Origin of the sequence: Streptomyces coeruleoprunus (assembly GCF_039542925.1) — a bacterium.
Taxonomy (GTDB): Bacteria; Actinomycetota; Actinomycetes; order Streptomycetales; family Streptomycetaceae; genus Streptomyces; species Streptomyces coeruleoprunus.
Genome location: NZ_BAABIT010000001.1, coordinates 6,328,027 through 6,352,764, shown reverse-complemented (window position 1 = coordinate 6,352,764; position 24,738 = coordinate 6,328,027). Strand labels below are relative to the sequence as shown.

At 74.5% G+C, this 24,738-nt stretch carries 17 protein-coding genes and 1 pseudogene; 8 read left to right on the top strand and 10 right to left on the bottom strand.

Translation table 11 applies throughout. The annotated features are described in order from the left end of the window. Position 1: 1 nt before the first annotated feature. Complete coding sequence (locus ABEB09_RS28505) at positions 2-631, bottom strand: NUDIX domain-containing protein (RefSeq protein ID WP_345692774.1); 630 nt, start codon at positions 629-631, stop codon at positions 2-4. Here ABEB09_RS28505 and ABEB09_RS28500 point away from each other — a divergent pair. Genes ABEB09_RS28500 through ABEB09_RS28490 form a run of 3 tightly spaced genes read left to right on the top strand, consistent with a single transcriptional unit; the run spans position 630 to position 3,158 of the window. Next, on the top strand, positions 630-1,541 hold the full coding sequence (locus tag ABEB09_RS28500; RefSeq protein ID WP_345692773.1) for a M15 family metallopeptidase: 912 nt from the start codon (positions 630-632) through the stop codon (positions 1,539-1,541). The two genes, ABEB09_RS28505 and ABEB09_RS28500, sit on opposite strands and share 2 nt — an antisense overlap. Then, complete coding sequence (locus ABEB09_RS28495; RefSeq protein WP_345692772.1) at positions 1,489-1,944, top strand: Zn-ribbon domain-containing OB-fold protein; 456 nt, start codon at positions 1,489-1,491, stop codon at positions 1,942-1,944. The genes ABEB09_RS28500 and ABEB09_RS28495 overlap by 53 nt, the downstream gene beginning before the upstream one ends. Then, complete coding sequence (locus tag ABEB09_RS28490) at positions 1,941-3,158, top strand: lipid-transfer protein (RefSeq protein WP_345692771.1); 1,218 nt, start codon at positions 1,941-1,943, stop codon at positions 3,156-3,158. Before ABEB09_RS28495 ends, ABEB09_RS28490 begins: the two co-directional genes overlap by 4 nt. Before the next feature lie 147 nt (positions 3,159-3,305). Here the strand turns inward: ABEB09_RS28490 and ABEB09_RS28485 are convergent, their stop codons facing one another. From ABEB09_RS28485 to ABEB09_RS28470, 4 genes are read right to left on the bottom strand one after another with little or no spacing between them, the layout of a single operon-like run. Continuing rightward, positions 3,306-3,914 (bottom strand): GTP-binding protein, encoded by a 609-nt coding sequence (locus tag ABEB09_RS28485; protein ID WP_345692770.1) that lies wholly within the window; start codon positions 3,912-3,914, stop codon positions 3,306-3,308. Then, on the bottom strand, positions 3,895-4,320 hold the full coding sequence (locus ABEB09_RS28480; protein WP_345692769.1) for a DUF742 domain-containing protein: 426 nt from the start codon (positions 4,318-4,320) through the stop codon (positions 3,895-3,897). Before ABEB09_RS28480 ends, ABEB09_RS28485 begins: the two co-directional genes overlap by 20 nt. Before the next feature lie 11 nt (positions 4,321-4,331). Beyond that, positions 4,332-4,760, bottom strand: coding sequence for a roadblock/LC7 domain-containing protein (locus ABEB09_RS28475; protein WP_345692768.1), 429 nt, complete (start codon positions 4,758-4,760; stop codon positions 4,332-4,334). Next, positions 4,757-7,471 carry a sensor histidine kinase gene (locus tag ABEB09_RS28470; protein ID WP_345692767.1) on the bottom strand — a complete coding sequence of 905 codons (2,715 nt, stop codon included), beginning with the start codon at positions 7,469-7,471 and terminating at the stop codon, positions 4,757-4,759. Before ABEB09_RS28470 ends, ABEB09_RS28475 begins: the two co-directional genes overlap by 4 nt. 387 nt (positions 7,472-7,858) lie before the next feature. On the opposite strand from ABEB09_RS28470, the pseudogene ABEB09_RS28465 reads away from it, so the two are divergent. After that, positions 7,859-8,227 (top strand): annotated as a pseudogene (locus tag ABEB09_RS28465) (hypothetical protein); the annotation flags it as partial. Between the two features lie 89 nt (positions 8,228-8,316). On the opposite strand, the gene ABEB09_RS28460 reads toward ABEB09_RS28465, so the two are convergent. The 4 genes from ABEB09_RS28460 to ABEB09_RS28445 all read right to left on the bottom strand — a co-directional run bounded on the left by ABEB09_RS28460 (position 8,317) and on the right by ABEB09_RS28445 (position 16,854). Then, positions 8,317-13,008 (bottom strand): hypothetical protein, encoded by a 4,692-nt coding sequence (locus ABEB09_RS28460; protein WP_345692765.1) that lies wholly within the window; start codon positions 13,006-13,008, stop codon positions 8,317-8,319. A 159-nt stretch (positions 13,009-13,167) separates the two neighbouring features. After that, positions 13,168-14,115 carry a hypothetical protein gene (locus ABEB09_RS28455; RefSeq protein WP_345692764.1) on the bottom strand — a complete coding sequence of 316 codons (948 nt, stop codon included), beginning with the start codon at positions 14,113-14,115 and terminating at the stop codon, positions 13,168-13,170. A 103-nt stretch (positions 14,116-14,218) separates the two neighbouring features. Next, positions 14,219-15,754: a hypothetical protein gene (locus ABEB09_RS28450; RefSeq protein WP_345692763.1), complete on the bottom strand. Its 1,536-nt coding sequence runs from the start codon at positions 15,752-15,754 to the stop codon at positions 14,219-14,221. Between the two features lie 395 nt (positions 15,755-16,149). Next, complete coding sequence (locus ABEB09_RS28445) at positions 16,150-16,854, bottom strand: GntR family transcriptional regulator (RefSeq protein WP_345692762.1); 705 nt, start codon at positions 16,852-16,854, stop codon at positions 16,150-16,152. A gap of 284 nt (positions 16,855-17,138) precedes the next feature. On the opposite strand from ABEB09_RS28445, the gene ABEB09_RS28440 reads away from it, so the two are divergent. From ABEB09_RS28440 to ABEB09_RS28425, 4 genes are read left to right on the top strand one after another with little or no spacing between them, the layout of a single operon-like run. Continuing rightward, positions 17,139-18,419 (top strand): MFS transporter, encoded by a 1,281-nt coding sequence (locus tag ABEB09_RS28440; RefSeq protein ID WP_345692761.1) that lies wholly within the window; start codon positions 17,139-17,141, stop codon positions 18,417-18,419. A gap of 30 nt (positions 18,420-18,449) precedes the next feature. Continuing rightward, positions 18,450-19,214: a LamB/YcsF family protein gene (locus ABEB09_RS28435; RefSeq protein WP_345692760.1), complete on the top strand. Its 765-nt coding sequence runs from the start codon at positions 18,450-18,452 to the stop codon at positions 19,212-19,214. Positions 19,215-19,260: 46 nt separating this feature from the next. Continuing rightward, on the top strand, positions 19,261-19,887 hold the full coding sequence (gene pxpB, locus ABEB09_RS28430) for a 5-oxoprolinase subunit PxpB (RefSeq protein ID WP_345692759.1): 627 nt from the start codon (positions 19,261-19,263) through the stop codon (positions 19,885-19,887). Continuing rightward, on the top strand, positions 19,884-20,747 hold the full coding sequence (locus tag ABEB09_RS28425; RefSeq protein WP_345692758.1) for a 5-oxoprolinase subunit C family protein: 864 nt from the start codon (positions 19,884-19,886) through the stop codon (positions 20,745-20,747). Before pxpB ends, ABEB09_RS28425 begins: the two co-directional genes overlap by 4 nt. Positions 20,748-20,979: 232 nt before the next feature. Here the strand turns inward: ABEB09_RS28425 and ABEB09_RS28420 are convergent, their stop codons facing one another. After that, positions 20,980-24,711, bottom strand: a complete 3,732-nt coding sequence (locus ABEB09_RS28420; RefSeq protein ID WP_345692757.1) for a hydantoinase B/oxoprolinase family protein — start codon at positions 24,709-24,711, stop codon at positions 20,980-20,982. Positions 24,712-24,738 lie beyond the last annotated feature (27 nt).

Sequence of the window (24,738 nt, the reverse complement as noted above, 5' to 3'; positions counted from 1 at the left end):
GTCAGGCCTGGCGGCCGTACTCCCCCGCGAACCATTTGCGCACGGCCGCGGTGTGGAGGGGGAAGGCGAGGTCGGCGGGTGCCCGCAGGAGGTGGTGGCCGCTGGTCTCGTCGGTGGGGGCGGGGGGTGGCAGGTCGGCGGCCGGGCGTGCGGGCAGGAGGCCGAAGACGAGGAGGTGCCCGGCGGGCGAACTCATCGCGTCGGCCAGGCGCACGTCCTGGGCGGCGGCCTCGATCCCGGTCTCCTCGCGCAGTTCCCGTACGACCGCGTCGCGCCAGTCCTCCGCGTGGTCGATGAAGCCGCCCGGCAGGGCGACGCCGCCGCGGCGGGGTTCGATGGTGCGCGTGATGACGACGAGTCCGGTGCCCTGGGGGTCGGTCGCGGGAAGGAGCGCGACGGCGACCGGAAGGGGGTTGCGGTAGGTGACGGCGCCGCAGGCGGGGCAGGTGCGGGGCCAGGCCGTCGCTGGGTCGGTGTGGGGTGCGCCGCAGTGGGAGCAGTGGGAGTCCTTCACGGGGCGGACTGTACCGAGGCGCCGCGGCCGGCGGACCGCCGGAGGCTCCGGGACACTGCCGCTGCGGGGCGAGGCGCTCTGTACCGGGGTGGTGACGGGCTGGTAGATGGTGCGCATGACACGTGTTGCCTCCGTTCTCCGTGCCGTACCGGTCACCGTCGCCGCCGGGGCGCTCGCCGTCGCCTCCGCCGTGCCCGCCGCGCAGGCGCGTCCCGAGCCGAAGGCGCCCGAGGAGTTCGTGGCGCTGCGCTCGGTGGACCCGACGATCCTTCAGGAGATGCGCTACACCACGGCGCACAACTTCCTGGGCGAGCCGGTGGACGGTTACCGGCAGCCGGTGTGCGTCCTGACGCGGCCCGCCGCGCAGGCGCTGCAGCGGGCGCAGGCGCGGCTGCTGCGCAGCGGTTACACGCTGAAGGTGTACGACTGCTACCGGCCGCAGCGGGCCGTCGACCACTTCGTGCGGTGGGCGCGTGACCTGGGCGACGAGCGGATGAAGGCCGAGTTCTATCCGCGGGTCGACAAGGCACGGTTGTTCGAGGACGGGTACATCGCGGAGAAGTCCGGGCACAGCCGGGGTTCGACGGTCGACGTGACGCTGGTGAGGCTGCCGGCGGCGCCGACGCGGCCGTACGTGCCGGGCGAGCCGCTGGTGGACTGTGCGGCTCCGCGGGAGGAGCGGTTCCCCGACAACTCCGTGGACATGGGGACCGGGTTCGACTGCTTCGACACGCTGTCGCACACGGACGATCCACGGATCCAGGGGGTCCAGCGGAAGAACCGGGACCTGCTGCGGGGTGTGCTCGCGGCGGAGGGGTTCGTGAACCTGCCCGAGGAGTGGTGGCACTTCACGTACCGGCCCGAGGTGTTCCCCGACACGTACTTCGACTTCCCTGTGGCGCTGCGGTCGGTCGCCGGGCACACTTCTGACGGATCGTCAGTTCCGTCGTTGACTCGGCCGGAAGGGGGATCGGATGGTGTGGAGGTGCCGGCCGGTGGTGCCGGGGTGGTTCACCGAGGGCGGTGACGACGGGGGTTTCCGGCTGCTGGGGACGCGGTGCACGGCGTGCTCGGCGGTGTTCTTCCCGCGCGAGGACGTCCACTGCCGCAATCCGGGCTGCCGCGGGGGCGGTGAGCTGGTCGAGGTGCCGCTGTCGCGGCGCGGCCGCGTCTGGTCGTACACGGACGGGCGTTACCGGCCTCCGGCGCCGTACGTGTCGGATCCGGCGGTGCCCTGGGAGCCGTACACGCTCGTCGCGGTCGAGCTGGCGGCCGAGGCGCTGGTGGTGCTGGGGCAGGCGGCGCCCGGCGTGGGGATCGGGGACCTGGCCGTCGGCATGGAGGTGGAGGCCGTGCCGGGCGTCCTGAACGAGGACGCCGGGACGGGCACGGTGTGGACCACCTGGCACTGGCGGCCGGTGGCGGCATGAGCGCACGGGCCGATGGCGGTGGCGCAGGCGGCGATGTGGCCGTGCTGGGTACGGGGATGCACGCGTGGGGCAAGTGGGGGCGGAGTTTCGTCGAGTACGGGGTGGCCGCGGCCCGGGCGGCGCTCGCGGACGCCGGGGTCGACTGGCGGGACGTGGGCGCGGTGGTCGGCGCGGACACCGTACGGGGCGGCTATCCCGGGTACGTGGCGGGTGCGACGTTCGCGCGGGCGCTGGGGTGGCAGGGCGCCAGGGTCATGAGCGTCTACGCCGCGTGCGCGTCGGGGGCGCAGGCCATCGCGGCGGCGCGGGCGCAGATCCTGGCGGGCCTCGCGGACGTGGTGCTGGTCGTGGGGGCGGACGCGGCGCCCAAGGGGTTCTTCGCGCCTGCGGGCGGGGAGCGGCCGGACGATCCGGACTGGCTCCGCTTCCGGGTGCTGGGCGCGACGAACCCGGCGTACTTCGGGCTCCTCGCGCGGCGCAGGATGGCCGTGCACGGGGAGACGCCGGAGGACTTCGCGCTGGTCAAGGTGAAGAACGCGGCGGCGGGGGCGCTCAACCCGTACGCCCGCTACCGCCGCCCCGTGACCGCCGCGGAGGTGGCCGCGTCCCCAGTGGTCGCCGATCCGCTGCGGCTGCTCGACATCTGCGCCACGTCGGACGGGGCCGCCGCGCTGGTGCTGGCCTCGATGGCGTACGCGCGGCGGCACGGGGTGGCGGATCCGGTGCGGGTCCGGGCGGTCTCGACGGTGACGCCCGTCTATCCGCGTACGGTGCCGGATCTGCCGGACATCGCGACCGACTCGGCGGTGGGCGCGGCGCCTGCGCCGTGCTCGTTCCGGGAGTCGATCGCGCGGGCCGCGTACGAGGAGGCGGGCATCGGCCCGGAGGAACTGTCGCTGGCGGAGGTGTACGACCTTTCCACGGCGCTGGAGCTGCAGTGGTACGAGGACCTCGGGCTGTGCGGTGAGGGCGAGGGCGCGCGGCTCGTCCGGGAGGGGGTCACGGCGCTCGGCGGGCGGGTGCCGGTGAACGTGAGCGGCGGGCTGGCGTCGTTCGGCGAGGCGGTGCCGGCGCAGGCGCTCGCCCAGGTGTGCGAGCTGACCCGGCAGTTGCGCGGCACGGCGGGTGCCCGGCAGGTGCCGGGGGCGCGGGTCGGCATCGCGGTGAACCAGGGGCTGTTCGGGCACGGGGGCGGGGTGCTGGTGGTGCGGTGAGCGCGCCCCTCGGCGTGCCCGTCCGGTGGTCACCGTTGGCGGCTGCCGCTCTCGGCGTGCCCGTCCGGTGGTCACCGAACCCGCGTGGTCGCCGGTGTGCCCGTCCGCCGGGCACCGTGCCGGGCCCCGTGGCCGTCGGCGCGCCCCTCAGGTGGTGACCGGCTCCCGGACGTGGTCGGTGAAGGTCATCGCGTGCCGGACCACCGCCACCAGGACCTCCTTGACCGAGTCGCGGTCGCGGGCGTCGCACATCATCAGCGGGACCTCGGCGTCCAGGTCGAGCGCCGACCTGACCGTGTCGACCGGGTAGAGGTCCGCGCCCTCGAAGCAGTTGACCGCGACGGCGAACGGGATGCCCCGGCGTTCGAAGTAGTCGATCGCGGCGAACGAGTCCCCCAGCCGGCGGGTGTCCGCGAGGACCACCGCGCCCAGCGCGCCCTGGGCCAGCTCGTCCCAGAGGAACCAGAACCGGTCCTGGCCCGGCGTGCCGAAGAGGTACAGCACGAGGTCGTCGCGGAGCGTGATCCGGCCGAAGTCCATGGCGACCGTCGTCGTCGACTTGCCCTCGACGCCCTCCAGGTCGTCGACGGGCCGGCCGGCCTCCGTCAGCGACTCCTCGGTGCGCAGCGGACGGATCTCGCTGACCGCGCCCACGAGGGTGGTCTTGCCCACCCCGAACCCACCCGCGACCAGGATCTTCAGCGTCACCGGCTCGACCGGCGGCGGACCCTTGCGGCTAGAGCGCCCGAAGGCCATTGATCACCTCACGCAGAATGCTCACGTCCGGCAGTTCGGCCGGCGGAACGGGACGGGTTACGTGGACCAGCTCGTCCTCGACGAGGTCGCCGACCAGGACCCGGACCACGCCCACGGGCAGGTCCATTCCGGCGGCGAGTTCGGCGATCGACTGGGGGAATTCGCTGCAGCGCTCGACGATCTCCACGTGCTCCGGGGAGAGCGTCTGGTCCCGGCCGGGGTCGTCCGCGGCGGGTTCCGGGACGACCACGGCGATCAGGTCGAGGCGCTGCCGGGTGGCGCCGCCGGTACGGCCGCGGGTCATCGCGTACGGGCGGACGACCGGTCCGGCGTCGTCGTCGAACCAGTGGTGGGAGTCCGACCCGTGGCGGGCCCTGAGCCCGTGTCTGCCTGCTGCGTCACTCATCGCATCCCCACTCACCCGTCGGTGGGCAGACCGGTCCGGGGGGCCGTCGCGAGGTGCGCGCCGACACGCTTGACCATGAGCGTCATCTCGTACGCGACGAGGCCGACGTCGGAGTCCGCGTCCGCCAGGACGGCGAGGCAGCTGCCGTCGCCGGCGGCGGTGACGAACAGGAACGCCTCCTCCAGCTCCACGACGGTCTGGCGGACCCGGCCTGCGTCGAAGTGGCGGCCCACGCCCTTGGCCAGGCTGTGGAAGCCGGAGGCCACGGCGGCCATGTGCTCGCTGTCCTCGCGGCTCAGGTCCCGGGAGCTGCCGGTCGGCAGGCCGTCGCTGGAGAGGACCAGGGCCTTCCGGATGGATCCGACGCGGTCGACGAGTTCGTCGAGGAGCCAGTTGAGCTCGCCGGTCGAGTTGGGTGCTGCGGCGTTCGGTGCGGTCATCGACCGTCCCCCTCCGGTGTCGTTCCTGGTGCTTTCTCACGGCGTGCGCGTTGCCAGCCTCGCTGCATCGCGGCCATGCGGTGACGTACGAGTTCCGCGTCGCGCTCGTCGTCGTCCCCGGGTGCCGAGGTGGGCGCGGCCGGGGCGGCGGGGCGCTCGGCGGCCTCTCTCAGCTGGGGGACGAGGCTCGCCTGGCGTACTCGGCGGGGGAGGCCGCGGAGCAGCAGGGTGGTCTCTTCGGGCGCGGGGTCTGTGGTGCTGGAAGTGCTGGTAGTGCTGGTGTTGCTCGTAGAGCCGGTGCTGCCTGGGATACCTGTGGTGCCCGTGGTGCTGTCGGCGTTCGGGGAGCCGGTGGTGCCCGGCGTGCCGCTGAGTTCCGGGTGCTCCGCGCGCCGGTCGTCCCGGGCGGGCGACGGGTGGGCGCGACCCGGCTCGTCGAGGCGCCTGCCGTGCCGGGCCACCAGGGTGGGCGCCTTGCGGCGGGGCAGCGGGACGGGTCCGGCGGGGCGCTGGTCGGCCGGGTCGGCGGCCTGCTCGTGCTGGTGCTGGTCGAGCCCGGTGGCGGGGCGCAGCGGCGGGCGGGGCCTGAACAGGCCGCCGTGCTCGCCGTCGGCGTCGTCGAGTTCACCGAGGAGGCCGAGCGGGGCTTCCAGTTCGACGGGCCCGTCCAGCACGGACGGGCCGACGCCGGGCAGGGGGGACGGCACCTGGGAGAGGCCCTTGCGGTCGTGTCCGTTGCGGACGCCGCCCCTGCGGTCGCCGCCCTTGCGGTCGTGGCCCTGCCGGTCGAGGCGGAAGCCGGTGCCCTCCGTGGCGGGCGCGTCGGTGAGCAGCGCGGCCGGGATGAACACGACGGCGGTCGTCCCCCCGTACGGCGAGGGCTGGAGCGAGACGCGGACGTTCTGCCGGCGGGCCAGGCGGCTGACCACGAAGAGGCCGAGCCGGTCGGTGTCGGACAGTTCGAACTCGGGTGTCTCGGCGAGGCGGAGGTTCGCGTCGAGCAGGTCCTCGGCGGACATGCCGAGGCCGCGGTCGTGGATCTCCAGCGTGAAGCCGTTGGCGACGCGCTCGCCGAGCACCTGTACGGCGGTGTGCGGGGGCGAGAACACGGTGGCGTTCTCGATGAGTTCCGCGATGAGGTGCGTGAGGTCGGCGACGGCCGGGCCGCCGACGCCGATCCGCGGCAGCCTCCGTACCTCGATGCGCTCGTAGTCCTCGACCTCGGCGACCGCGGCCCGCACGACGTCCATGAGCTGGACGGGCTTGCGCCACTGGCGGGAGGGGGCGGCGCCGGAGAGGATCACGAGGCCCTCGGCGTGGCGGCGCATACGGGTGGTGAGGTGGTCCAGCCGGAACAGGTCGGCCAGCTCCTCCTCGTCCTCGGTGCGCCGCTCCATGGTGTCGAGGAGGGTGAGCTGGCGGTGCAGCAGGACCTGGTTGCGGCGGGCGAGGTTGACGAAGACCTCGGAGACGCCGCGGCGCATGTCGGCCTGCTTGACGGCGGCTTCGACGGCGGCGCGCTGGAGGGTGTTGAGGGCCTGGCCGACCTGGCCGACCTCGTCCTTCTCGTACTCCAGGTGCGGCACCTCGGTCTCGACGTCGACGTGCTCGCCGGCGGCGAGGCGGCGCATCACGCTGGGCAGCCGTACGCCGGAGACCTCCTGGGCCTCCTTGCGGAGCCGGCTCAGGTCGCGGACGAGGGCGCGGCCGATGCGGACGGAGACGACGACGGAGACGAGGAGGGCGAGGAAGCCGAGGACGCCGGCGATGCCCGCCTTGAGCAGGACGCCGTGCGCCACGGGCTCGACGCGTTCCTGGTAGCGGTCGCCCGCCTCGGTGTTGCGGGTGGCGAGCGCGGCGAGGACGGAACCGGCCGCCTCCTGCCAGCGCGCGGCGTCCGTGGCGCGCCGGTCGCCGCCGGCCCCGCCGCTGATCACGGCCTCCTCGGCGGTGCGGAGCGGCAGGGTGGCGGGGCTGCGCCAGAAGTGCTGGAAGGTCTCGCGCTCGGAGCCGGGCAGGAGTTCGAGGTTGACCTCGTAGAACTGGCGGCGCTGGGCGACGAGATCCGAGATGAGCCGGATCTCCTCGGCGGTGAGGCGGTTGCTGATGAGCGAGGAGACGACGAGGGCGTCCTCGCGGGAGAGCGTCTCGCGGGCGCGTGCCAGGCCGACGAGGGCGCGGCCCTGCTTGTCCATCTCCACGTTGTCGAGGGTGTGGAGCGCCATGAGGAAGCTGTAGCAGGGGTCGATGAGCCGGTTGTAGAACTCCAGGGCCTGGATGCGTCCCACGGCACCGGTGTCCACGGAGCGGCGCAGGGTCTCCACCCCGTCGAGGGCCTGGAGCAGCGAGTTCAGCCGCTGCGTCGCGGACGGGGCCAGGGCGTCGGTGATGCGGGGGTCGCGGGCGTTGGCGCGGATGACGGCCAGGGTGCGGTCCGTGGCGGCGCGTTCGCGGCGCAGGGTGGTCAGGGCGTCGGCGGTGCGCGGGTCGGCCAGGTAGACCAGGCTCTGGCGGCGTTCGCGCTGGATGACGCGGACCGCGTCCTCGATCGGATATCCGACCTTTTGCACGATGTAGCCGACGTCCATGAGGTGGCCGGCCTCGCGCCCGGTGAGGAACGTCGCGAATCCCCACAGGCCGGTGAGGGACACCAGGGGCACGAGCAGCAGCGCCACGATCTTCCTGCGGATCGACTTCCCGCGAAAGCGCATGGCCTCCCCCAGCTCGCACCCGCCCGGCGTCCGGTCGCCGTGGGTGTACACATCAACACATCAACAAACGGCGTGAGCCTACTACTGTCCCTCGATCAACTCGAAGGTGCGTCCGGGCGATTTTCGGCCGCGCGGGCTCACGTAGATCATGGCTTGTCCTGGTATCCGGGGAGTTGACAAACCGGACTGTGGCACAGGACACCTGGCGAGGTGTCATTTTCCGGGAGACCTCGGATGGCTGGAACTGTCCGTTCCGGGAATCTTCGTGCGGGGTGGTGCGTCTTCTTGTGAGGGGGCGGCGGAACTGTCGGCGTAAATCAGCTCAAGACGGGCAGCCACCCTGAAGACGGTAGTGGTGGGGAGTGACGACTGATGAGTACGGGGCGGCGTGAGCTGTGGGTGGAGGAGCCGGTGGGGCGGCGCCGGCTCCCTGATCCGGTGCGCAGGTCGGCGGTGCGGGCGGTGCTGATCATCTCCGTGACGCTGATCCAGGCGGTGGTGGCGTACCTGTTCACCCTGTCCGGGTCCTGGCTGGCCTTTCCGTTCGTCCTCTGCAGCGTCGGCAGCACGGTCGTGGCGACGTGGTCCGTGCTGGACGTGTGGGTGACGCGGCAGGTCTGGAGGCAGCGGTACGGGGTGGTGTCGGAGCCGAGCAGCACGGCGCGGCAGCTGCGGCGTGAGCGGCGGCGGGCGCGGCGTGCGGCCCGAGAGGCCTCGCGCATACGGCAAGGGCAGGTGGGGGCCGCGCGGGTCTGACGGCTGGGCCTCGCGGGGCCCGGACCTTCGCTCCTTTGCGGGGCTGTGCCGGTGCGGGGCGCCTCCGGGGCGCCCCGCACCGGCATGGGTCAGCGGTCCTGCGGGGCTGCGGGGTCCACCGGGGTGCGCTTGAACATGCGGGTCGCGGTGATCTCGCCGTGGATCGCCTCGCCGTCCGGGCGCTGCTGGGGCAGGCCGGGGCGCAGGTGCTCCTCGACGCTGATGTACTTCAGGCCCGCCCGGAGGTCGGCGTCGTTGCGGAGCCGGATCACGAGGGGGAATTCGGCGAGCGCCGTGGTGTCGAACAGGCCCGTCGTGTAGAGCAGCTGGACGCCGAGCGCGTCCGAAACCGCCCGCTGGAGCTCCAGCAGATACGTGGCGTTGGCCCTGCCGATCGGGTTGTCGAGGAACAGCGTGCCGGCGTGCCGGTGCTTGTCGCGGCCCCGGTCGTTGGAGCGGAGGGCCGCCATCGTGCAGTACAGGGCGATGGCGGCCGTGAGCAGCTGGCCGCCCGAGAAGACGTCACCCATCTGCCCGACCGGCACGCGCTCGGCGCGCAGCACCGCGTCCGGCTTGAGGATCTCCACGGCGACGCCCTTGGGCTGGAGCGCCGCGTGGACGCCGCGCAGCAGCAGGGACATGCCGTCGCGGCGCAGGTCCGAGTTCTTCTTCACGGCGGCGCGGGTCGCCTCGTCGATGACCTCGCCCAGCCGCTCGACCAGCGTCGTCTGGTCCGGCTCCTCGAAGCGGATGCGCAGGAACTCCTGCCCGGACCACTCCCCCAGGCCCTCGGGGAGCCGGGAGAGGCGCTGCGCCGAGCGGAGCGTGGTGAGCGCGGACTCCACCAGACCGCGCAGCCGGTCGACGATCGACTCGCGGTTGCGCTCCAGCTGGGCCAGCTCGTCGGTGAGGACCCGCAGGCGCGGCGCGAACGCCTCGGCCCACTTGGCGGCGTGCTCGGGCAGGGCCGCCGCGGGCAGCTCGCGGATCTGCTGCCGGGCCGGTGTGCGCACCTGCTCGTAGCGCGTCGAGTTGGCGTGCCGTACGAGGACGTCGCAGGCCTCCCGTACGGCGGAGTCGGCGGCGGACAGGTCGGCGGCGCAGGCGCGCAGGGAGCGGCGGGTCTCGGCGGCGGCCTTGCGGGCCTCCTCCGGGCTGCCGGGGTACGGCTGGGGCTCCTCGGCGTCCTCGTCGGTGTGGTCCCGCAGCAGGTCGCGCAGGAGCGCGGCCAGCTCGTCGAAGCCGCTCGCGGCGTCCTCGGCGGCGCGGTGCGCGTGGAGGAGGTGGGCGTGCGTGGCGCGGGCGGTCTCCAGGGCGTCGGTGTGCGCGGCCAGTTCGCCCGTGGCCGTACGCAGCAGGGTCTGGGCCTGCTCGGCGTCGGCGGGGATCAGCTCCTCGGGCAGCTCCGTGTGGGCCTCTCCGTCCGCGGGGGCCAGCCGCTCGGCCTCGCCGCGGAGCCGGCCCAGCCTCTCGCTGGCCTCGGACGCGCGGGACTCCAGGAGCTGGACCAGGGACTCGGCGCGGGCGGCGGCGGCCTGCCGGGAGGGGCCGTCGGCGCCGTCGGGGCTCTCCAGGAGCTGGGCGGCGCGGGTGCGGACCTTGTTGGTGAGCCGGTCCAGCTCGGCGAGCGCGGCGGACTCGTCGCTCTCGGCGCGGGCCTGCTCGGCGCGCAGGTCGGCACCGACGCCGACCTTCTCGTACAGCTGGGAGGCGGCCCGGTAGGCCTCGCGCAGGGCGGGCAGGGAGGGGCGCGGGACGCCGCCGTCCAGCAGGCCTGTGCCGTCCGGCTTCTCCTCCGGCAGATTGTCGTGGCCGCCGGCGATCTCGGCGCGCTCGGCGCGCAGCGCGCGGGCGGTGCGGTGGGTGTCGTCGGCGGCGCGCTGGGCGGCGCGGCGGTCCTCGTCGGCTGCCCGGGCGCGCTCCAGGCAGGCCTGGGCGCGGGCCTCGGACTCGGCGGCCTCGTCGGCGAGTTCGCGGAGGCGGACCTGCCAGCCGGCCCGTTCGCGGAGGCGGAAGGCCAGTCCGGCCAGGGCGTCGGCGGCGCGGCGGGCGCGCTGGGCGGCCTCCTGCCGCTCGTCGCGCACGCGGGCGGTCTCGGCGGCGGACTCCTCGGCCTCGGCCCGTGCCGTGCGGGCCTCGGCGAGCGCGGCCCGGGCGGCCTCGGCGGCCTCGCGCGCGGTGGCGGCGCCCTCGGCGAGTTCGGCGAGCATGCCGGGCGGGCAGTCGGCGCGCCAGGAACCGATTCGGGCGGCCAGGGAGCGGTCGCCGGTGAGCCGGGCGGCGAGCGAGCGGATCTCCTCGTCGCGGGCGGCGGCGCGGGCGCGCAGGGCCTGGCGCTCCTCGTCGGCCGCGTGCTCGTCGTGCATGGCCGGGTTCGGCGGGACGAGGAACATCTCCGTCTCGCCGTCCGCGTCGGCCCGGGGCACGGGTGCGAGGAGCGCGGCGGCGGTGCCGACGGCGACGGCCGAGCGCGGCAGGAGGGCGGCGCCGGCGAGGGCTTCCCGGGCCCGTGCGTACGACAGGGGGTCGGTGACGACGACGCCGTCGACCAGCTCGGGGCGGGCGGCGAGGACGGCTGCGTGGTCCGCCGGGTCGACGGACTGGGCGAGGTAGCGCCAGCCGGGGAGGGCGGGGACGCCCTGCTCTCCGAGGAATTCGACGGTCGCGAGGACGTCGGGGCCCGGCGGGAGGAGGCCGCCGTCGCCGAGGGCTCCGAGGATCCGGGAGTCGTCGGCGGCGGCGGTGCGCAGGTCGAACAGCTTGCGCTCGGCGGCGGCGATGTTCTGGTCGAGGAGTTCGCGCAGGTCGTCCGCGTACCGGTCGAACTCCTCGGCGGTCAGGGTGCCCTGGGCCGTGCGGCGGGATGCGGTGTCGTCGGCGGCCGGGCCGTTGTCGCCGGTGTTCTGGCGGGGCAGTGCCGGGGTGGCGGGCCGGGCGGGCGGCAGGCTGAGCAGTTCGGCCAGCCGCTCCTCCGCGGCGATGGACTCCGCGGCGCGATGCTCGGCCCGGTGGGCGTTCTCGGCGGCCTGGGCGGCGTCGGAGGCGCGGGCGGCGGCCAGTTCGGCGCGGCTCTCCGTGGCGGCGGCCTCACGGGCGCGCTCGGCGGCGATGCGGGCCGCCTCGCGGGCGGTGTCCCAGGCGGCGACGGCGGTCTTCTCGGCGTCGCTGGCGGCGAGCGCGGCGCGGGCGGGGTCGGCGTCCGGGGTGCTGTCGTCGAGCCAGCCGGCCCGTACGGCCTCGGCGGTCTCCTGCTCGACCTCGGCGAGGCGCTGGCGCAGGTGGCCGGCCTCGCTGCGGGCCCGCTGGGCCTCGGTGGCGGCGGCGGTGGCGTCGCGGTGGGCGGTCTCGGCGGCCTCCTGGAGGGTCGCGGAGCGCGCCTCCTCCTGGTTGGCGTGGCGCTCGCCGTCCTCGGCGGCGGCCTCCAGCGCCCGTACGAGGTCGGCGGCGGCCTTGGCGCGGGCGGCGAGGGCCGGGGCGGCGTCCCGCTCGGCCTCCTGGATGGCGGCGGAGACGCGGGCCGTGCGGTCGGCGGCCGCGCGGTGCCGCAGGACGGCCTCGGCGGCCTGCCAGGCGGAGTGCAGGGTGCGGGCGTCGGTCAGTTCGCGGCGCTGCGCCGCGGCGCCCTTCTCCGCCGCGGCGAGCGCCAGGGAGGCGTGCCGGTAGGCCAGTTCGGCGGCGACCAGGGAGCTGTGGGCGCGGGAGGTCTCGGCCTCGGTGACGGTGTGGGCGGCGGCCGTGACCTGCTGGGCCAGCTCGGCGGCGCGGCCGCGTTCCTCGGTCGCGCGGGCGGAGAGGCGGCGGGCGAGCGTACGGGTGCGGCGCTCGGCGCCGGCGTGGACGTCACGGGCGCGGGAGCGGGTCTCGGCTGCTTCGACGATCCGGCCGAGGAGGTCCACGGAGCCGGCCGTGAAGTCGCGTTCGGCGGTGAGTTCGGCGCGGCGGCCCAGCTTGTTGCCGAAGCCGCTGACCAGGTCGGCGAGGCCGTCCGTGTCGCGCGTGTCGGTGACGGCGCGCAGCAGCAGGTCGGTGAAGTCGGAGTCCTTCTTGACCGCGAAGAGGCCGGCGGCCTCGCCCTCGTCGGCGTTCATCTCGCGCTGGTAGCGGAAGAGTTCGGGGTCGAGGCCCAGTTCGCCGAGGTGCTCGTTCCAGCGGTCGTGGATCTCCTCCCAGTAGACCTCTAGGTGCGGGTACGCCTTGCCGGCGTCCGTGAGCGCGTCGCGGAAGCCCTTCATGGTGCGGCGGCGGCCCTGTGCGCCGGAGGCGCCCTCGCCGGGCGGGCGTACGGAGGTGGCCTCGGCGACGGGCAGGTTGTCGAGGCTGAGGCCGGGTCCCGGCCGGAAGGAGTACCAGGCCTCGGCGAACTTGCGCGGGTCGTTCGAGACCTGCCGGCCGCGCCATTCGCTGACCTTGCCGACGACGACGAGTTCGCCGGTGAGGGTGTGCTGCCACTCCAGGGCCACGTGGCCGCAGTCGTCGGCGAGGAGGAACTTGCGCAGCACGCCGGAGCTGGCGCCGCCCAGGGTGTTGCGGTGGCCGGGCAGCATCACCGAGAAGATCAGCTTGAGGAGGACCGACTTGCCGCCGCCGTTCTCCAGGAAGAGCACACCGGCGGGCGCGGGGCGGCGCGGCGGGCCGACCGGCTCCTCCTCGAAGAACTCCGCCTGGGTGGGGGCGGGGTGGGGCACGGGCTCGCCCACTCCGCGCAGGTCCAGCACGGTGTCGGCGTACCGCGCGCCGGCGGGCCCGATGGAGTAGAGGCGGACCCGGGACAGCTCGTACATGGCGGCGGACTCTCGTCGGTCGGTCGGTGGTTCGGTGTGCGGTGGTGCGGTGGTGCGGTGGTGCGGGATGTGGTGCTCGGTGGTGCGGTTTGCGGTGCGTGGTGCTCGGTGTTGCGGTGTTCGCAGGGTGCGGTGCTCGGTGGTGCGGGTGTGTCGGCGTCAGGGGTGGAAGGGGAGGCCCGCGTCGGCGACCAGCTCCAGGTCGTCGCCCTCGGGCGGTGGGAGCAGCGTCGCGGAGCCGTCGGAGACGGGCACGACGCCCAGGTCGAGCAGTTCGGCCATGGCCGCGCTGCCGGCCATGTCACGGACCTGGAGCTGGTAGCGGGCCGTGGTGCGGTACGTGCCGCCGGCGTCGTCGCCGGTCCGCTGGAGGAAGCCGGAGTCGGTGAGGAACGCGACGGCCTTGCCGATGATGCCGGTGGTGGAACCGGCGAGACGGCGGGCGTCCTTGGTGGCGCCCGTGGCACTGCGGCGCGTGTAGATCCGCCAGGCCGCCTCCAGGCCGGGCGCGTCGGAGGCGGGATCGGTGTTCTCGCCCTCCTGCTCGGCACGCTCCTCCAGGCGGCGGCATGCCTGCCGTACGAAGGCGTCGACGCCGTTGACGGTGATCCGGCCGATGTACGTGTCGTCGGCCAGGTCCTCGGGGCGCGGGAACGCCAGGGCGGCGACCGCGAGGTGGGCCAGGCCGTGCAGGAACCGGTCGGCGGAGTCGCTGGAGGTGCGGCGGGCGTAGTCGCTCATCCGGACGGCGAAGACGGAGTCCTCGTCGGCGGTGACGGCCATGCCGGCGCGCGGGGAGACCTCCAGCACGACGAGGCCGAGGCCGGTGGCGACGGCGTCGGCGAGGCGGGCGAAGGCCGGGTCCTCGCGGTAGCGGCGCAGCAGTTCGGCGTACTCCGCGTCGCGCGCGGGCAGCAGCTTGGGCTGGAGCCCGAAGGAGACCAGCCGGGCGGCGTCGGCGGCGTCGGCGGGCGTGACGGCACCGGGAGCGGTGTGGGCCAGCCCAGTGGTGCCGGGGGCGGTGGTGCCGGAGGTGCCCGGCTCCGGCTGCTGCGGGTCGTCCGGATCGCTCCACGCGTCGGGGTGCTCGGCGTGGGACTCGCTCACGGGTGGTGCTCCTTGGTGGGGACGGGCGTGGGGTTCGGCGTGTGGGCGGCGAGGGCTCCGGCGGTACGGCGGGCAGCCGGCCGGGACGGCGGTTCGGTGGCCCTCATGCCGCGTCCGTACGGTCGGCGGCCATACCGGCCGCGTCCAGCAGGGCCGTGCCGACGATGAGGTCGGCGCCGCCGAACTCGGGGTCGTCGAGTTCGGTGCCGTCGTCGACGGCGAACAGCAGGCGCTCCTCGCCCTGGCGGTAGGCCGTACCCACCGGGGGGCTGGCGGCGTGGACGGCCAGCAGGGCGACGAGGTACGGCAGGTCGGGGTCGCGGCGGCGGGCGTCGGCGAGGAGACCGGAGAGGCGGCGCGGCGCGTCGTGCTCCAGGTCGAGCAGCTCCATCGCCATCGCGAGCTGTTCCTCGCTGAAGCGGCTGTCGTCGGGCGTGGCGATCAGGTCCGGTTCCGGCATTTCGGCGCCCAGGTGCTCGCGCTCCGTGGGCGGCGTGAGCAGCAGGTCGACCAGGTCCGCCATCCGTACGGAGCCGGGCGTGCGCAGGCCGGTGCCGCGCGCGAAGTAGGCGTCGGTGACGCGGATGGCCTGCTCCACAGGGAGCGGCAGCAGCGGGGCGACCAGCTGTCCGTACAGATCGAGCCCTGTGCGGGTGGTGGGCTGGGCGAAGGCCTGGCGGTCCTGCTCGGCCCGGAAGAGCGGGCCGGCCTCCAGGAGGCGCGACTGGAGCTGGGTGTGGCGGCGGATGCAGTCCTTGACGATGTCGACCAGCTCGGCGGCGCGGCGCTTGTGCTCGGGGTCCTCAGCCTCGTCGCGGGCCTTGCGGATGTTGGTGAGGATCGCGTTCTCGTGCCGGTAGCGATCGGCGACGTGGGCGAGCGCCTCGTCGATCATGTCGGGGACCGCGTTGAGCCAGTCGACGGCCCGGACGTTGCGCCGGGTGGCCTCCAGGGTCTTGCGGAGGGTCTCCGCGTACTGCACGGTCCGGTAGCGGGCCTGTTCGGCGGCGAGCTGCGCGTCGGCGAGCCGGCCGCGGCTGATCAGCACCTCCAGCTTGACCTCGGCGGCGATCTGGGCGCTCGTGACGTCCGTGTCGAGCGCTCCCACCAGGACGTTGACGGCCTCGTCGGTGGTGCGGAGGTAGACGCCGCCGCCGTAGCCGGGGACCTCCTCGATGAGCTTGAAGTCGTAGTCGCGGCGGACGTACACGCCGTCGGCGCCGAACGTGCCGTACACGGCGCGGAAGCCGCGGTCGACGCTGCCGACGTTGATCAGGTTCTCCAGCACCCAGCGGGCCACCCGCTCGTGCTCGGCTGCGGGGCGCTGCGGGGCCTGCGCGGCGACGCGGGGCAGCAGCCGGGCGACGATCTGCTCGTGGTCGGCGCCCGTGTCGAAGTCCATGTTGAGCGTGACGAGGTCGATCGCGGCGAGGGCGACCTCCGCCATCGCGTACACCGAGTACTCGCCCGCCAGGTTGGCCTTGCGGGCGTCGAGATCGTGCAGCGGCGCGGTGCAGGCGAGCGCGCGCAGGCGCCGCGCCAGTCCTTCGTCGGCGGCCGGGCCCTGCGCGGGCCGCGGCCCCGCGCTGAGCTGGGGCGGAACGAGTTCCGTCGGTTCCGTCGAGGCAGGCGAAGTCACGCTGCACAGAGTAGGTCCTCGCACTGACACCGGTCGAAACGGCGCAGGTGGCGGCCGCTGGTCGGGCGCCGGGGCGGGCGCCTGGGCGGCGGGCGCCGGTGGCACTGGGCGGCGGCTCGGGGCGGGCGTGGACGGCGGGCGCTGGAGGAGCGGGGACGGCGGCTCGGGACGGGCGCGAGCGGTGAGCGCCGGACGGGCGCGGACGGCGGGCGCCGGAGGAGAGGGAACGGCGGCTCGGGACGGGCGCGAGCGTGAGCGCCGGACGGGCGCGGACGGCGGCTCGCGACGGGCGGGGACAGCGGCTCGGGACGGGCGTGGACGGCGGGCGCCGGAGAAGAGGGGAGCGGCTCGCGACGGGCGCGAGCGGTGGGCCCGGGACGGCGCGGCCGGGGCCGCTAGTGGGGGGTCTCGCCGTCGTCCGCCACGCGGCGGGCGTAGGCCTCGACGAGCTGGGTGCGGGAGTCGTCGAGGTAGTCGGCGAGGAGCTGTTCGCTCTTGGTGCGCTCTCCCGCCCGCAAGGCGTCCAAAATCTCCCGGTTTCGGGCGAGATAAGGCTCGTGGAGGGCGCGGGGGTCGTCGACCACGTGGAAGGCGAGCCGGAGTTCGGCGAGGACCCCGCGCATCAGCTCGTCGGTGCGCTCGCTGCCGGCGAGGGCGACCAGTTCGCTGTGGAAGTGGATGTTGGCGGTGGAGACGCCCTTCCAGTCGCCGTCGCGGGCGTGGCGTTCCCCTTCGGCGACGGCCCCCGCAAGCCCGTCGAGGGCGAAGGGCGGCCCGCCGAGGCCGTGGACGACCGCGCACTCGACGAGCCGCCGGGTGCGGTAGAGGTCGACGACGTCGTCGACGGTGAGCACCCGGACGAAGACGCCGCGGTTCAGCTCGTGGACGAGGAGCCGTTCGTGGGTGAGCAGCCGGAACGCCTCGCGCAGGGTGTTGCGCGAGACACCGAGGGCGCCACCGATGTTCTCCTCCGACAGGCGGGTGCCGGGCGGGAAGTACCCCTCCGCGATCCGGGTCCGGAGGATGTCCGCGACCCGCTCCGCCGTGCTGGTGCGCCCCAGCAGCGCACGGTCGTCGGCCAGTCCGCCCGTCGTTCCCACCGGCACCTCTTCTCGTCGTCGCGCGGGGCACGGCACCCGGCGTGCCCGTCCCCGCCGTCGCTGCCCGCGCCCATCGTAGATCCGCGGCCGGGGCGGGAGGAGCGGACGGGTGAGGGGCTGTGCCCGCACCCTTTCCGGGCTGTTCCGCACATCGCTCGCCGGACGTCCGCAGCCTTGCCGGACCGTTGTCCACAGCCCGTTGTCCACACCCCTTGTCGGATCGTTCAACAATCCCCTACCTTGTCGACACCGCACGGCTCCGCTCATCCCTCTGCGAGGTGCAGATGAGTTCGACCCGGATCGACCACTCCCCCGGCCGCGAACTGGCCGACGACACCGGCGCGTTCGCCTGGCTGCGCGCGCTCGGCCCGCGCGGCCGGCGTGCCTTCGGCGGCGCGTTCGGCGGCTACGCCCTGGACTCCTACGACTTCTTCACGCTGCCGCTGAGCATGGTGGCCATCGCCGCCTACTTCGGCCTCGACAGCGGCGAGACCGGACTGCTCACCACCGTCACGCTGGTCGTCTCGGCGATCGGCGGCGCGCTCGCCGGAATACTGGCCGACCGGATCGGCCGGGTGAAGGCTCTGATGATCACCGTGCTGACGTACGCGGTGTTCACGGTGGCCTGCGGTTTCGCCCCGAACTACGAGACGCTGCTGGTCTTCCGGGCGCTGCAGGGCCTCGGCTTCGGCGGCGAGTGGGCGGTCGGCGCGATCCTGGTCGCCGAGTACACCTCGGCCCGGCACCGGGGCCGTACGCTCGGCGGCATCCAGAGCGCCTGGGCGGCCGGCTGGGCGCTCGCCGTCGTCGTCTACACGCTGGTCTTCCACTTCCTGCCGGCGGACACCGCATGGCGCGTGATGTTCTGGACGGGTGCCCTGCCCGCACTGCTCGTGGTGTACGTACGGCGCAACGTCGAGGACGCCCCGCAGGCGGCCGAGGTGCGCAGGTCCAGTGCCGAGCGGGGCTCGTTCACCGAGATATTCCGGCCGCGGCTGGTGCGGACGACGCTGTTCGCGGTCCTGCTGTCGACCGGTGTCCAGGGCGGGTACTACACGCTGGCCACCTGGGTGCCCACGTACCTGAAGACCGAGCGCGGCCTGACCGTCGTCGGTACGGGCGGCTATCTGGCGTTCCTGATATCCGGCGCCTTCATCGGCTACCTGACCGGCGGCTATCTCACCGACCGCCTCGGGCGGAAGCGGAACATCGTGCTGTTCGCCGTGCTCTCGGCGGTGTGCATCGTCGCCTACACGAACATCCCCGCCGGGGCCAACGGCCTCGTCCTGGTGCTGGGCTTCCCGCTCGGGTTCTGCATGTCGGCCATCTTCAGCGGGTTCGGCTCGTTCCTGGCGGAGCTGTACCCGACGGCGGTGCGCGGCACCGGGCAGGGGTTCACGTACAACACCGGTCGTGCCGTGGGCGCGTTCTTCCCGACCCTGGTCGGCTTCCTCGCCGGCAGCTGGGGTGTGGGCGGTGCGCTGGTCTTCGGGGCGGTCGGGTACGGCCTGGCCGTGCTGGCCCTGCTCGGGCTGCCCGAGACGCGGGGCCGGGAACTGCTGTGAAAGTCCTCGGAACGTAAGGAGTTGAGGGGTGTGTCCTGGGCGTCGATCGATCTGAACGCCGACCTCGGTGAGGGCTTCGGGCGGTGGCGGCTGACCGATGACGAGCGATTGCTGTCCGTCGTCACCAGCGCCAACGTCGCCTGCGGCTTCCACGCCGGGGACGCGGCCACCATGCGGCGCGTGTGCGCGCTCGCGGCCGAGCGCGAGGTGCGGATCGGCGCCCAGGTGTCCTACCGCGACCTGGCCGGGTTCGGGCGGCGCGCGATGGACGTGCCGGCGGACGAGCTGGCCGCCGAAGTGGCGTACCAGATCGGCGCCCTTCAGGTCTTCGCGCGGGCTGCCGGGGCGCGGGTGTCCTACGTCAAGCCGCACGGCGCACTGTACAACCGCGTCGTGCACGACGAGGAGCAGGCGCGGGCGGTCGTCGACGGTGTGCTGCTCACCGGTGAACGGCTGCCGTTGCTCGGGCTGCCCGGCTCCCGGCTGCACAGGGCGGCGGACAAGGCGGGGCTGCCCGTCGTGACGGAGGCGTTCGCCGACCGGGCGTACACGGCGGACGGCACGCTCGTGCCGCGGAGCCAGGAGGGGGCCGTGGTCCACGATCCGGAGGCGGTGGTCGAACGGTCGGTGTCCATGGCCCGGTTCGGTGTCGTGACGTCCCACTGCGGGCGGTCGGTCCCGGTGCGGGCGCGGTCGTTGTGCCTGCACGGCGACACCCCTGGTGCCGTGGACCTCGCGCGGCGGGTCCGGGCCCGGCTGGAGGCCACGGGTGTGCGCGTGGAGGCGTTCGCATGAGGGTGCCGGAGATGGGCGTCGGGGTGGGGGCGCCGGGGGTGGTCGTGTGAGGGCGCTGGCCGTGGGCGGGCGGGCGTTGCTGCTGGAGTTCGGCGGCGGCGACGAGGCCCAGGCGTTCCATGCCGAGCTGCTGCGCCGCCGGGCGGCCGGGGCGCTGCCCGCCGTACGGGAGATCGTGCCCGCCGCGCGGACCGTGCTGCTGGACGGTGTGGAGGAGCCGGGCCGGCTCGCCGAGGACGTCGCCGGGTGGGAGGTTCCACCGCTGCACGCGCGCGTGGAGCCGGCCGTGGAGGTGCCGGTGCGCTACGACGGACCGGATCTGGCGGAGGTGGCCGCGCTGTGGGGCGTGGCGCCGGACGAGGTGGGGCGGATCCACGCGGGGGTGGAGTACCGGGTGGCGTTCTGCGGGTTCGCGCCCGGGTTCGGCTATCTGACCGGGCTGCCCGAGCGGTACGGGGTGCCGCGCCGGGCCACGCCGCGTACGGCCGTGCCCGCCGGGTCCGTGGCGCTGGCCGGGCCGTACACGGGCGTGTATCCGCGGTCGTCGCCGGGTGGCTGGCAGCTGATCGGGACGACGGACGTGACGCTGTGGGACCCGGCCCGGGAGCCGGCGGCGCTGCTGTCGCCTGGGGCGCGGGTGCGGTTCGTGCCGGTCGTGCGGGAGGGGGCGTGACGGACAGGGCCTTCGCCGTCGTGCGGGCCGGGGCGCTCACCACCGTGCAGGACGGGGGGCGGTGCGGGTACGCGCACCTGGGCGTTCCGCGCTCGGGCGCCCTCGACCCGCACGCGGCGGCGCTGGTGAACCGGCTGGTCGGCAACCGCGGCGACGCGGCCGTGCTGGAGACGACGCTCGACGGGTGCGCCGTGCGGTCGCGCGGCGCGGTGACCGTCGCCGTGGGCGGCGCGCCCTGCGCGGTGACCGTGGACGGGCGGCCGGCGGCGTGGGGCACATCGGTGCGGGTGCCGGCGGGTGCCGTGCTGGAGGTGGGCGCGGCGGTGCGGGGCGTGCGGTCGTACGTGGCGTTCGCGGGGGGTGTGGCGGCCGAGCCGGTGCTGGGCAGCCGATCGACGGACCTGCTGTCGGGGCTCGGCCCCGCGCCGCTCGCCGACGGCGTGGTCCTGCCCCTTGGGATACCCCCGGCGGGGGCGCCGCACTACGACGCCGTTCCGTGGCCGGGCGTGCCCCGGGAGCTGGTCCTGCGGGTGCGGCTCGGGCCGCGCCACGACTGGTTCACCGGCGAGGCGCTCCGGGTGCTGACCACGCGCGCGTACCGGGTGTCGGCGTCGTCCAACCGCATCGGGCTGCGCACCGAGGGCCCGGCCCTGGAGCGGGCCGTGCCGGGCGAACTGCCCAGCGAGGGCATGGTGCTGGGCGCGGTCCAGGTGCCGCCGGACGGGCGGCCGGTGGTGTTCCTGGCGGACCACCCCACGACCGGCGGCTACCCGGTGGTGGCGGTGGTCCATGAACGGGACGTGGCGGCCGCCGCCCAGGCCGTGCCGGGCACGCCGGTGCGCTTCATACCGACGCGGTGACCCGGCCGGCGCCCCCGAGGGCGGGGCGCCTGCCACGGTCACCGACCAGAGGGCAAGCGGCGGGGCGGTCAGCCCACGTCAGGGCCGTACCGTGCCGTGGCCGAGCGACAGGGGCGGACAGGGCCAGGGCAGGGGCAGGGCAGGGCAGGGCAGGGCAGGGGCAGGGCAGGGGCAGGGCCAGGACAGGGGCAGGGCGTCGAAGGCGCCGGGTAGTGCGTCTCGGCCGGCACCGTCAGCGTCTCGGCGTCGAAGACGAACCGGGGCGATTCTTCGAGCCCTTGGCCGAAGGCGTTGGTCCGGGAGGCGACGCGTCCGTCCGGGGCGTACGGGCGAGTCCGGTGTTCCCGGCGTGCCCGGCCCGTGAAGTCCCGTAGCCCCCGCCGCCGGGTGTCATGACGACCAGGACGTCCCCCGGGCCGACGTCCGTCGTGTCGACGCCCGCCAGGGGCCGGACGGTGCCGTCCGCGCGTTCCACGGCGTTGGCGCCGAGCGCGCCCGGTTCGCCGCCGGCCATCCCGTACGGCGGGACGCGGCGGTGGCCGGTGAGCAGGGCCACCGTCATGGGCTCCAGGAACCGGATGCGCCGCACGACGCCGTCGCCACCCCGCCACCGGCCGCGGCCGCCGCTGCCCGTACGGACGGCGAAGGACTCGACGCGGACCGGGTAGCGCCACTCCAGCACCTCGGGGTCGGTGAGCCGCGAATTGGTCATATGGGTCTGCACGGCGTCCGCGCCGTCGAAGCCTTCGCCCGCGCCCGAGCCGCTCGCCACGGTCTCGTAGTACTGGACGCGGTCGTTGCCGAAGGTGACGTTGTTCATGGTGCCCGAGCCCTCCGCCTGCACGCCGAGGGCGGCGTACAGGGCGCCGGTCACGGCCTGGGACGTCTCGACGTTGCCGGCGACGGTCGCCGCCGGGTAGGCGGGGCCGAGCATCGACCCGTCCGGGACGCGCACCTCCAGGGGCTCCAGGCAGCCGCTGTTGAGCGGGATGTCGTCGTCGACGAGCGTGCGGAAGACGTACAGGACGGCGGCCATGACGACCGACCTGGGGGCGTTGGTGTTGCCGGGCTGCTGTCCGGACGTGCCCGTGAAGTCGAGGACGGCGCCGCGGTGTTCGCGGTCGACGCGCACGGAGACGTCGATGACCGCGCCCGCGTCGGTCTCGTAGCGGCAGGAGCCGTCGTGGAGGGTGGCGACGATACGGCGTACGGACTCCTCCGCGTTGTTCCGTACGTGCCGCATGTAGGCGTGGACGACGTCGAGGCCGAACTCGTCCACCATGCGGGCCAGTTCCTCGATGCCCTTCTCGTTGGCGGCGATCTGGGCGCGCAGGTCGGCGAGGTTGGTGTCGGGGTCGCGGGAGGGGTACGGGGCGGTGGTGAGGAGCCGGCGGGTCTCCTCCTCGCGCAGCCGCCCGTCCCGCACGAGGAGCCAGTTGTCGAACAGCACGCCCTCCTCGTGGATGGTGCGGCTGAACGCGGGCATGGAGCCGGGTGTGATGCCGCCGATCTCGGCGTGGTGGCCGCGCGACGCGACGAGGAAGCGCAGCGGGCCGCCGTCGGGGCCGTACACGGGCGTCACGACGGTCACGTCCGGCAGGTGGGTGCCCCCGTGGTACGGGTCGTTGACGGCGTACACGTCGCCCGGCCGCATGGTGCCCTCGTTGCGGCGCAGCACCTCCTTGATGGACTCGCCCATGGAGCCGAGGTGCACGGGGATGTGCGGGGCGTTCGCGATGAGGTTGCCCTCCGGGTCGAACAGGGCGCAGGAGAAGTCGAGGCGTTCCTTGATGTTGACGGAGTGGGCCGTGTTCTCCAGGCGGACGCCCATCTGCTCGGCGATGGACATGAAGAGGTTGTTGAAGACCTCCAGCAGGACGGGGTCCACGTCGGTGCCGACGGCGGTGCGGCCGGGGCGTGGGTGGACACGCCGCAGGGTGAGGTGTCCGGTGCCGGTGACGGATGCCTGCCAGCCCGGGTCGACGACGGTCGTCGCGTCGGCCTCGGCGACGACGGCGGGTCCGGGGACGGTGTCGCCGGGCCGCAGGTCCTCGCGCCGGTACAGCGGGGTGCCGACGGGCCGGCCCGCCACGTGGACGCGGACGGTCGCGCGGGGCCGCGGCGGGCCTTCGCGGGGCGGTGCCTCCGCTGCGGGCAGCCGGTGGGGGCCGGCGCGTCCCACGGCCTCGACCGAGACGGCCTCCACGACGAGCGGCTTGTCCATGGTGAAGCCGTAGCGCGCCCGGTGCGCGGCGGTGAACGCCTCGCGCACGGCGGCCGCCGTGCCGAGGGGCACGGGCAGGCTCGCGTCCGTCCCGGCGTAGCGCACCAGCACGCGCGCGTGCGTGGTGACGGAGGCGTCCGGGACGCCGTCGGCGCGCAGCTCCTGCCGGGTGCGGGCGGCGAGTTCGGCGCAGAGGGCCTCCACGCGCGCGTGGGCGGTGTCGTCCAGCTCCGCCTCCACCGACTGCTCCCGCATGGTGGTGGCGTCGGCGAGCCCGATGCCGTACGCGGAGAGGACGCCGGCGAGCGGCGGTACGAGGACGGTGTCGACGCCGAGGGCGTCGGCGACCGCGCAGGCGTGCTGGCCGCCGGCGCCGCCGAAGCTGGTCAGGGCGTACCGGGTGATGTCGTGGCCGCGCTGGACGGAGATCTTCTTGACGGCGTTGGCCATGTTGAGGACGGCGATCTCCAGGAAGCCCTCGGCGACCTCCTCGGGGGTGCGGGACACGCCGGTGCGGCGCCGCACCTCGTCGGCGAGCGCCGTGAACCGCTCCCGTACGACGTCCGCGTCGAGCGGCTGGTCGCCGTCCGGGCCGAACACGGCGGGGAAGTGGGCGGGCTGGATGCGGCCGAGCATCACGTTCGCGTCGGTCACGGTGAGCGGGCCGCCGCGCCGGTAGCAGGCCGGGCCGGGGACGGCGCCGGCCGAGTCGGGGCCGACGCGGTAGCGCTGCCCGTCGAAGTGGAGGACCGAGCCGCCGCCCGCGGCGACGGTGTGGATGTTCATCATCGGCGCGCGCATCCGGACGCCCGCGACCCGGGTGCCCAGTTCGCGCTCGAACTCGCCCGCGTAGTGCGACACGTCGGTGGAGGTGCCGCCCATGTCGAAGCCGATGACGCGGTCGAAACCGGCTTGACCCGAGGTGCGGGCCATCCCGACGACCCCGCCGGCCGGGCCGGACAGCACGGCGTCCTTGCCGCGGAAGTGCGCGGCCTCGCGCAGGCCGCCGTTGGACTGCATGAACATCAGGCGCACGCCGGGGAGTTCGGCGGCGACCTGCTCGACGTAGCGGCGCAGGATCGGCGAGAGGTAGGCGTCGACGACGGTGGTGTCGCCGCGCGGGACGAGCTTGATGAGCGGGCTGACCTCGTGCGAGCAGCTGACCTGCGTGAACCCGAGGTCGCGTGCGGCGTCGGCGACGCGCCGCTCGTGGTCGGGGTGGCGGTAGCCGTGCAGGAGCACCACGGCGGCGGAGGTGAGCCCGTCGGCCCTGGCCTCCGCCAGGCGGTCCGTGACCGGTCCGAGGTCCAGGGGGCGGACGACGGACCCGTGGGCGTCGATCCGCTCCGGGACCTCGACGACCCTCTCGTAGACGGCCTTGGGGAGCAGGATGCGGCGGTCGAAGAGCCGGGGGCGGTTCTGGTAGGCGATGCGCAGGGCGTCGCGGAAACCCTCGGTGATGACGAGGACGGTCGGCTCGCCGCGCCGCTCCAGGAGGGCGTTGGTGGCGACGGTGGTGCCCATCTTCACGACGGCGACGCGGTCGGCCGGTACGGGCTCGTAGGGCGCGAGCCCCAGCAGCAGCCGGATGCCGGCGACGGCCGCGTCGCGGTACCGCTCGGGGTCGTGCGAGAGCAGCTTGCGGCTGACGAGGGCCCCGTCGGGGCGCCGGGCCACGATGTCGGTGAAGGTGCCGCCGCGGTCGATCCAGAACTGCCAGCGCCCGTTGGCCTGCGTCATGCCTTCATTCTTGCCCGGGGTGGGGCG

Coding starts and splice junctions, on each gene's coding strand:
- ABEB09_RS28475 (WP_345692768.1), bottom strand. CDS start 4,760: ATGACCGCACCGAACGCCGCAGCACCCAACTCGACCGGCGAGCTCAAC.
- ABEB09_RS28490 (WP_345692771.1), top strand. CDS start 1,941: ATGAGCGCACGGGCCGATGGCGGTGGCGCAGGCGGCGATGTGGCCGTG.
- ABEB09_RS28460 (WP_345692765.1), bottom strand. CDS start 13,008: ATGTACGAGCTGTCCCGGGTCCGCCTCTACTCCATCGGGCCCGCCGGC.
- ABEB09_RS28470 (WP_345692767.1), bottom strand. CDS start 7,471: ATGCGCTTTCGCGGGAAGTCGATCCGCAGGAAGATCGTGGCGCTGCTG.
- ABEB09_RS28495 (WP_345692772.1), top strand. CDS start 1,489: ATGGTGTGGAGGTGCCGGCCGGTGGTGCCGGGGTGGTTCACCGAGGGC.
- ABEB09_RS28485 (WP_345692770.1), bottom strand. CDS start 3,914: ATGGCCTTCGGGCGCTCTAGCCGCAAGGGTCCGCCGCCGGTCGAGCCG.
- ABEB09_RS28500 (WP_345692773.1), top strand. CDS start 630: ATGACACGTGTTGCCTCCGTTCTCCGTGCCGTACCGGTCACCGTCGCC.
- ABEB09_RS28420 (WP_345692757.1), bottom strand. CDS start 24,711: ATGACGCAGGCCAACGGGCGCTGGCAGTTCTGGATCGACCGCGGCGGC.
- ABEB09_RS28505 (WP_345692774.1), bottom strand. CDS start 631: ATGCGCACCATCTACCAGCCCGTCACCACCCCGGTACAGAGCGCCTCG.
- ABEB09_RS28480 (WP_345692769.1), bottom strand. CDS start 4,320: ATGAGTGACGCAGCAGGCAGACACGGGCTCAGGGCCCGCCACGGGTCG.
- ABEB09_RS28440 (WP_345692761.1), top strand. CDS start 17,139: ATGAGTTCGACCCGGATCGACCACTCCCCCGGCCGCGAACTGGCCGAC.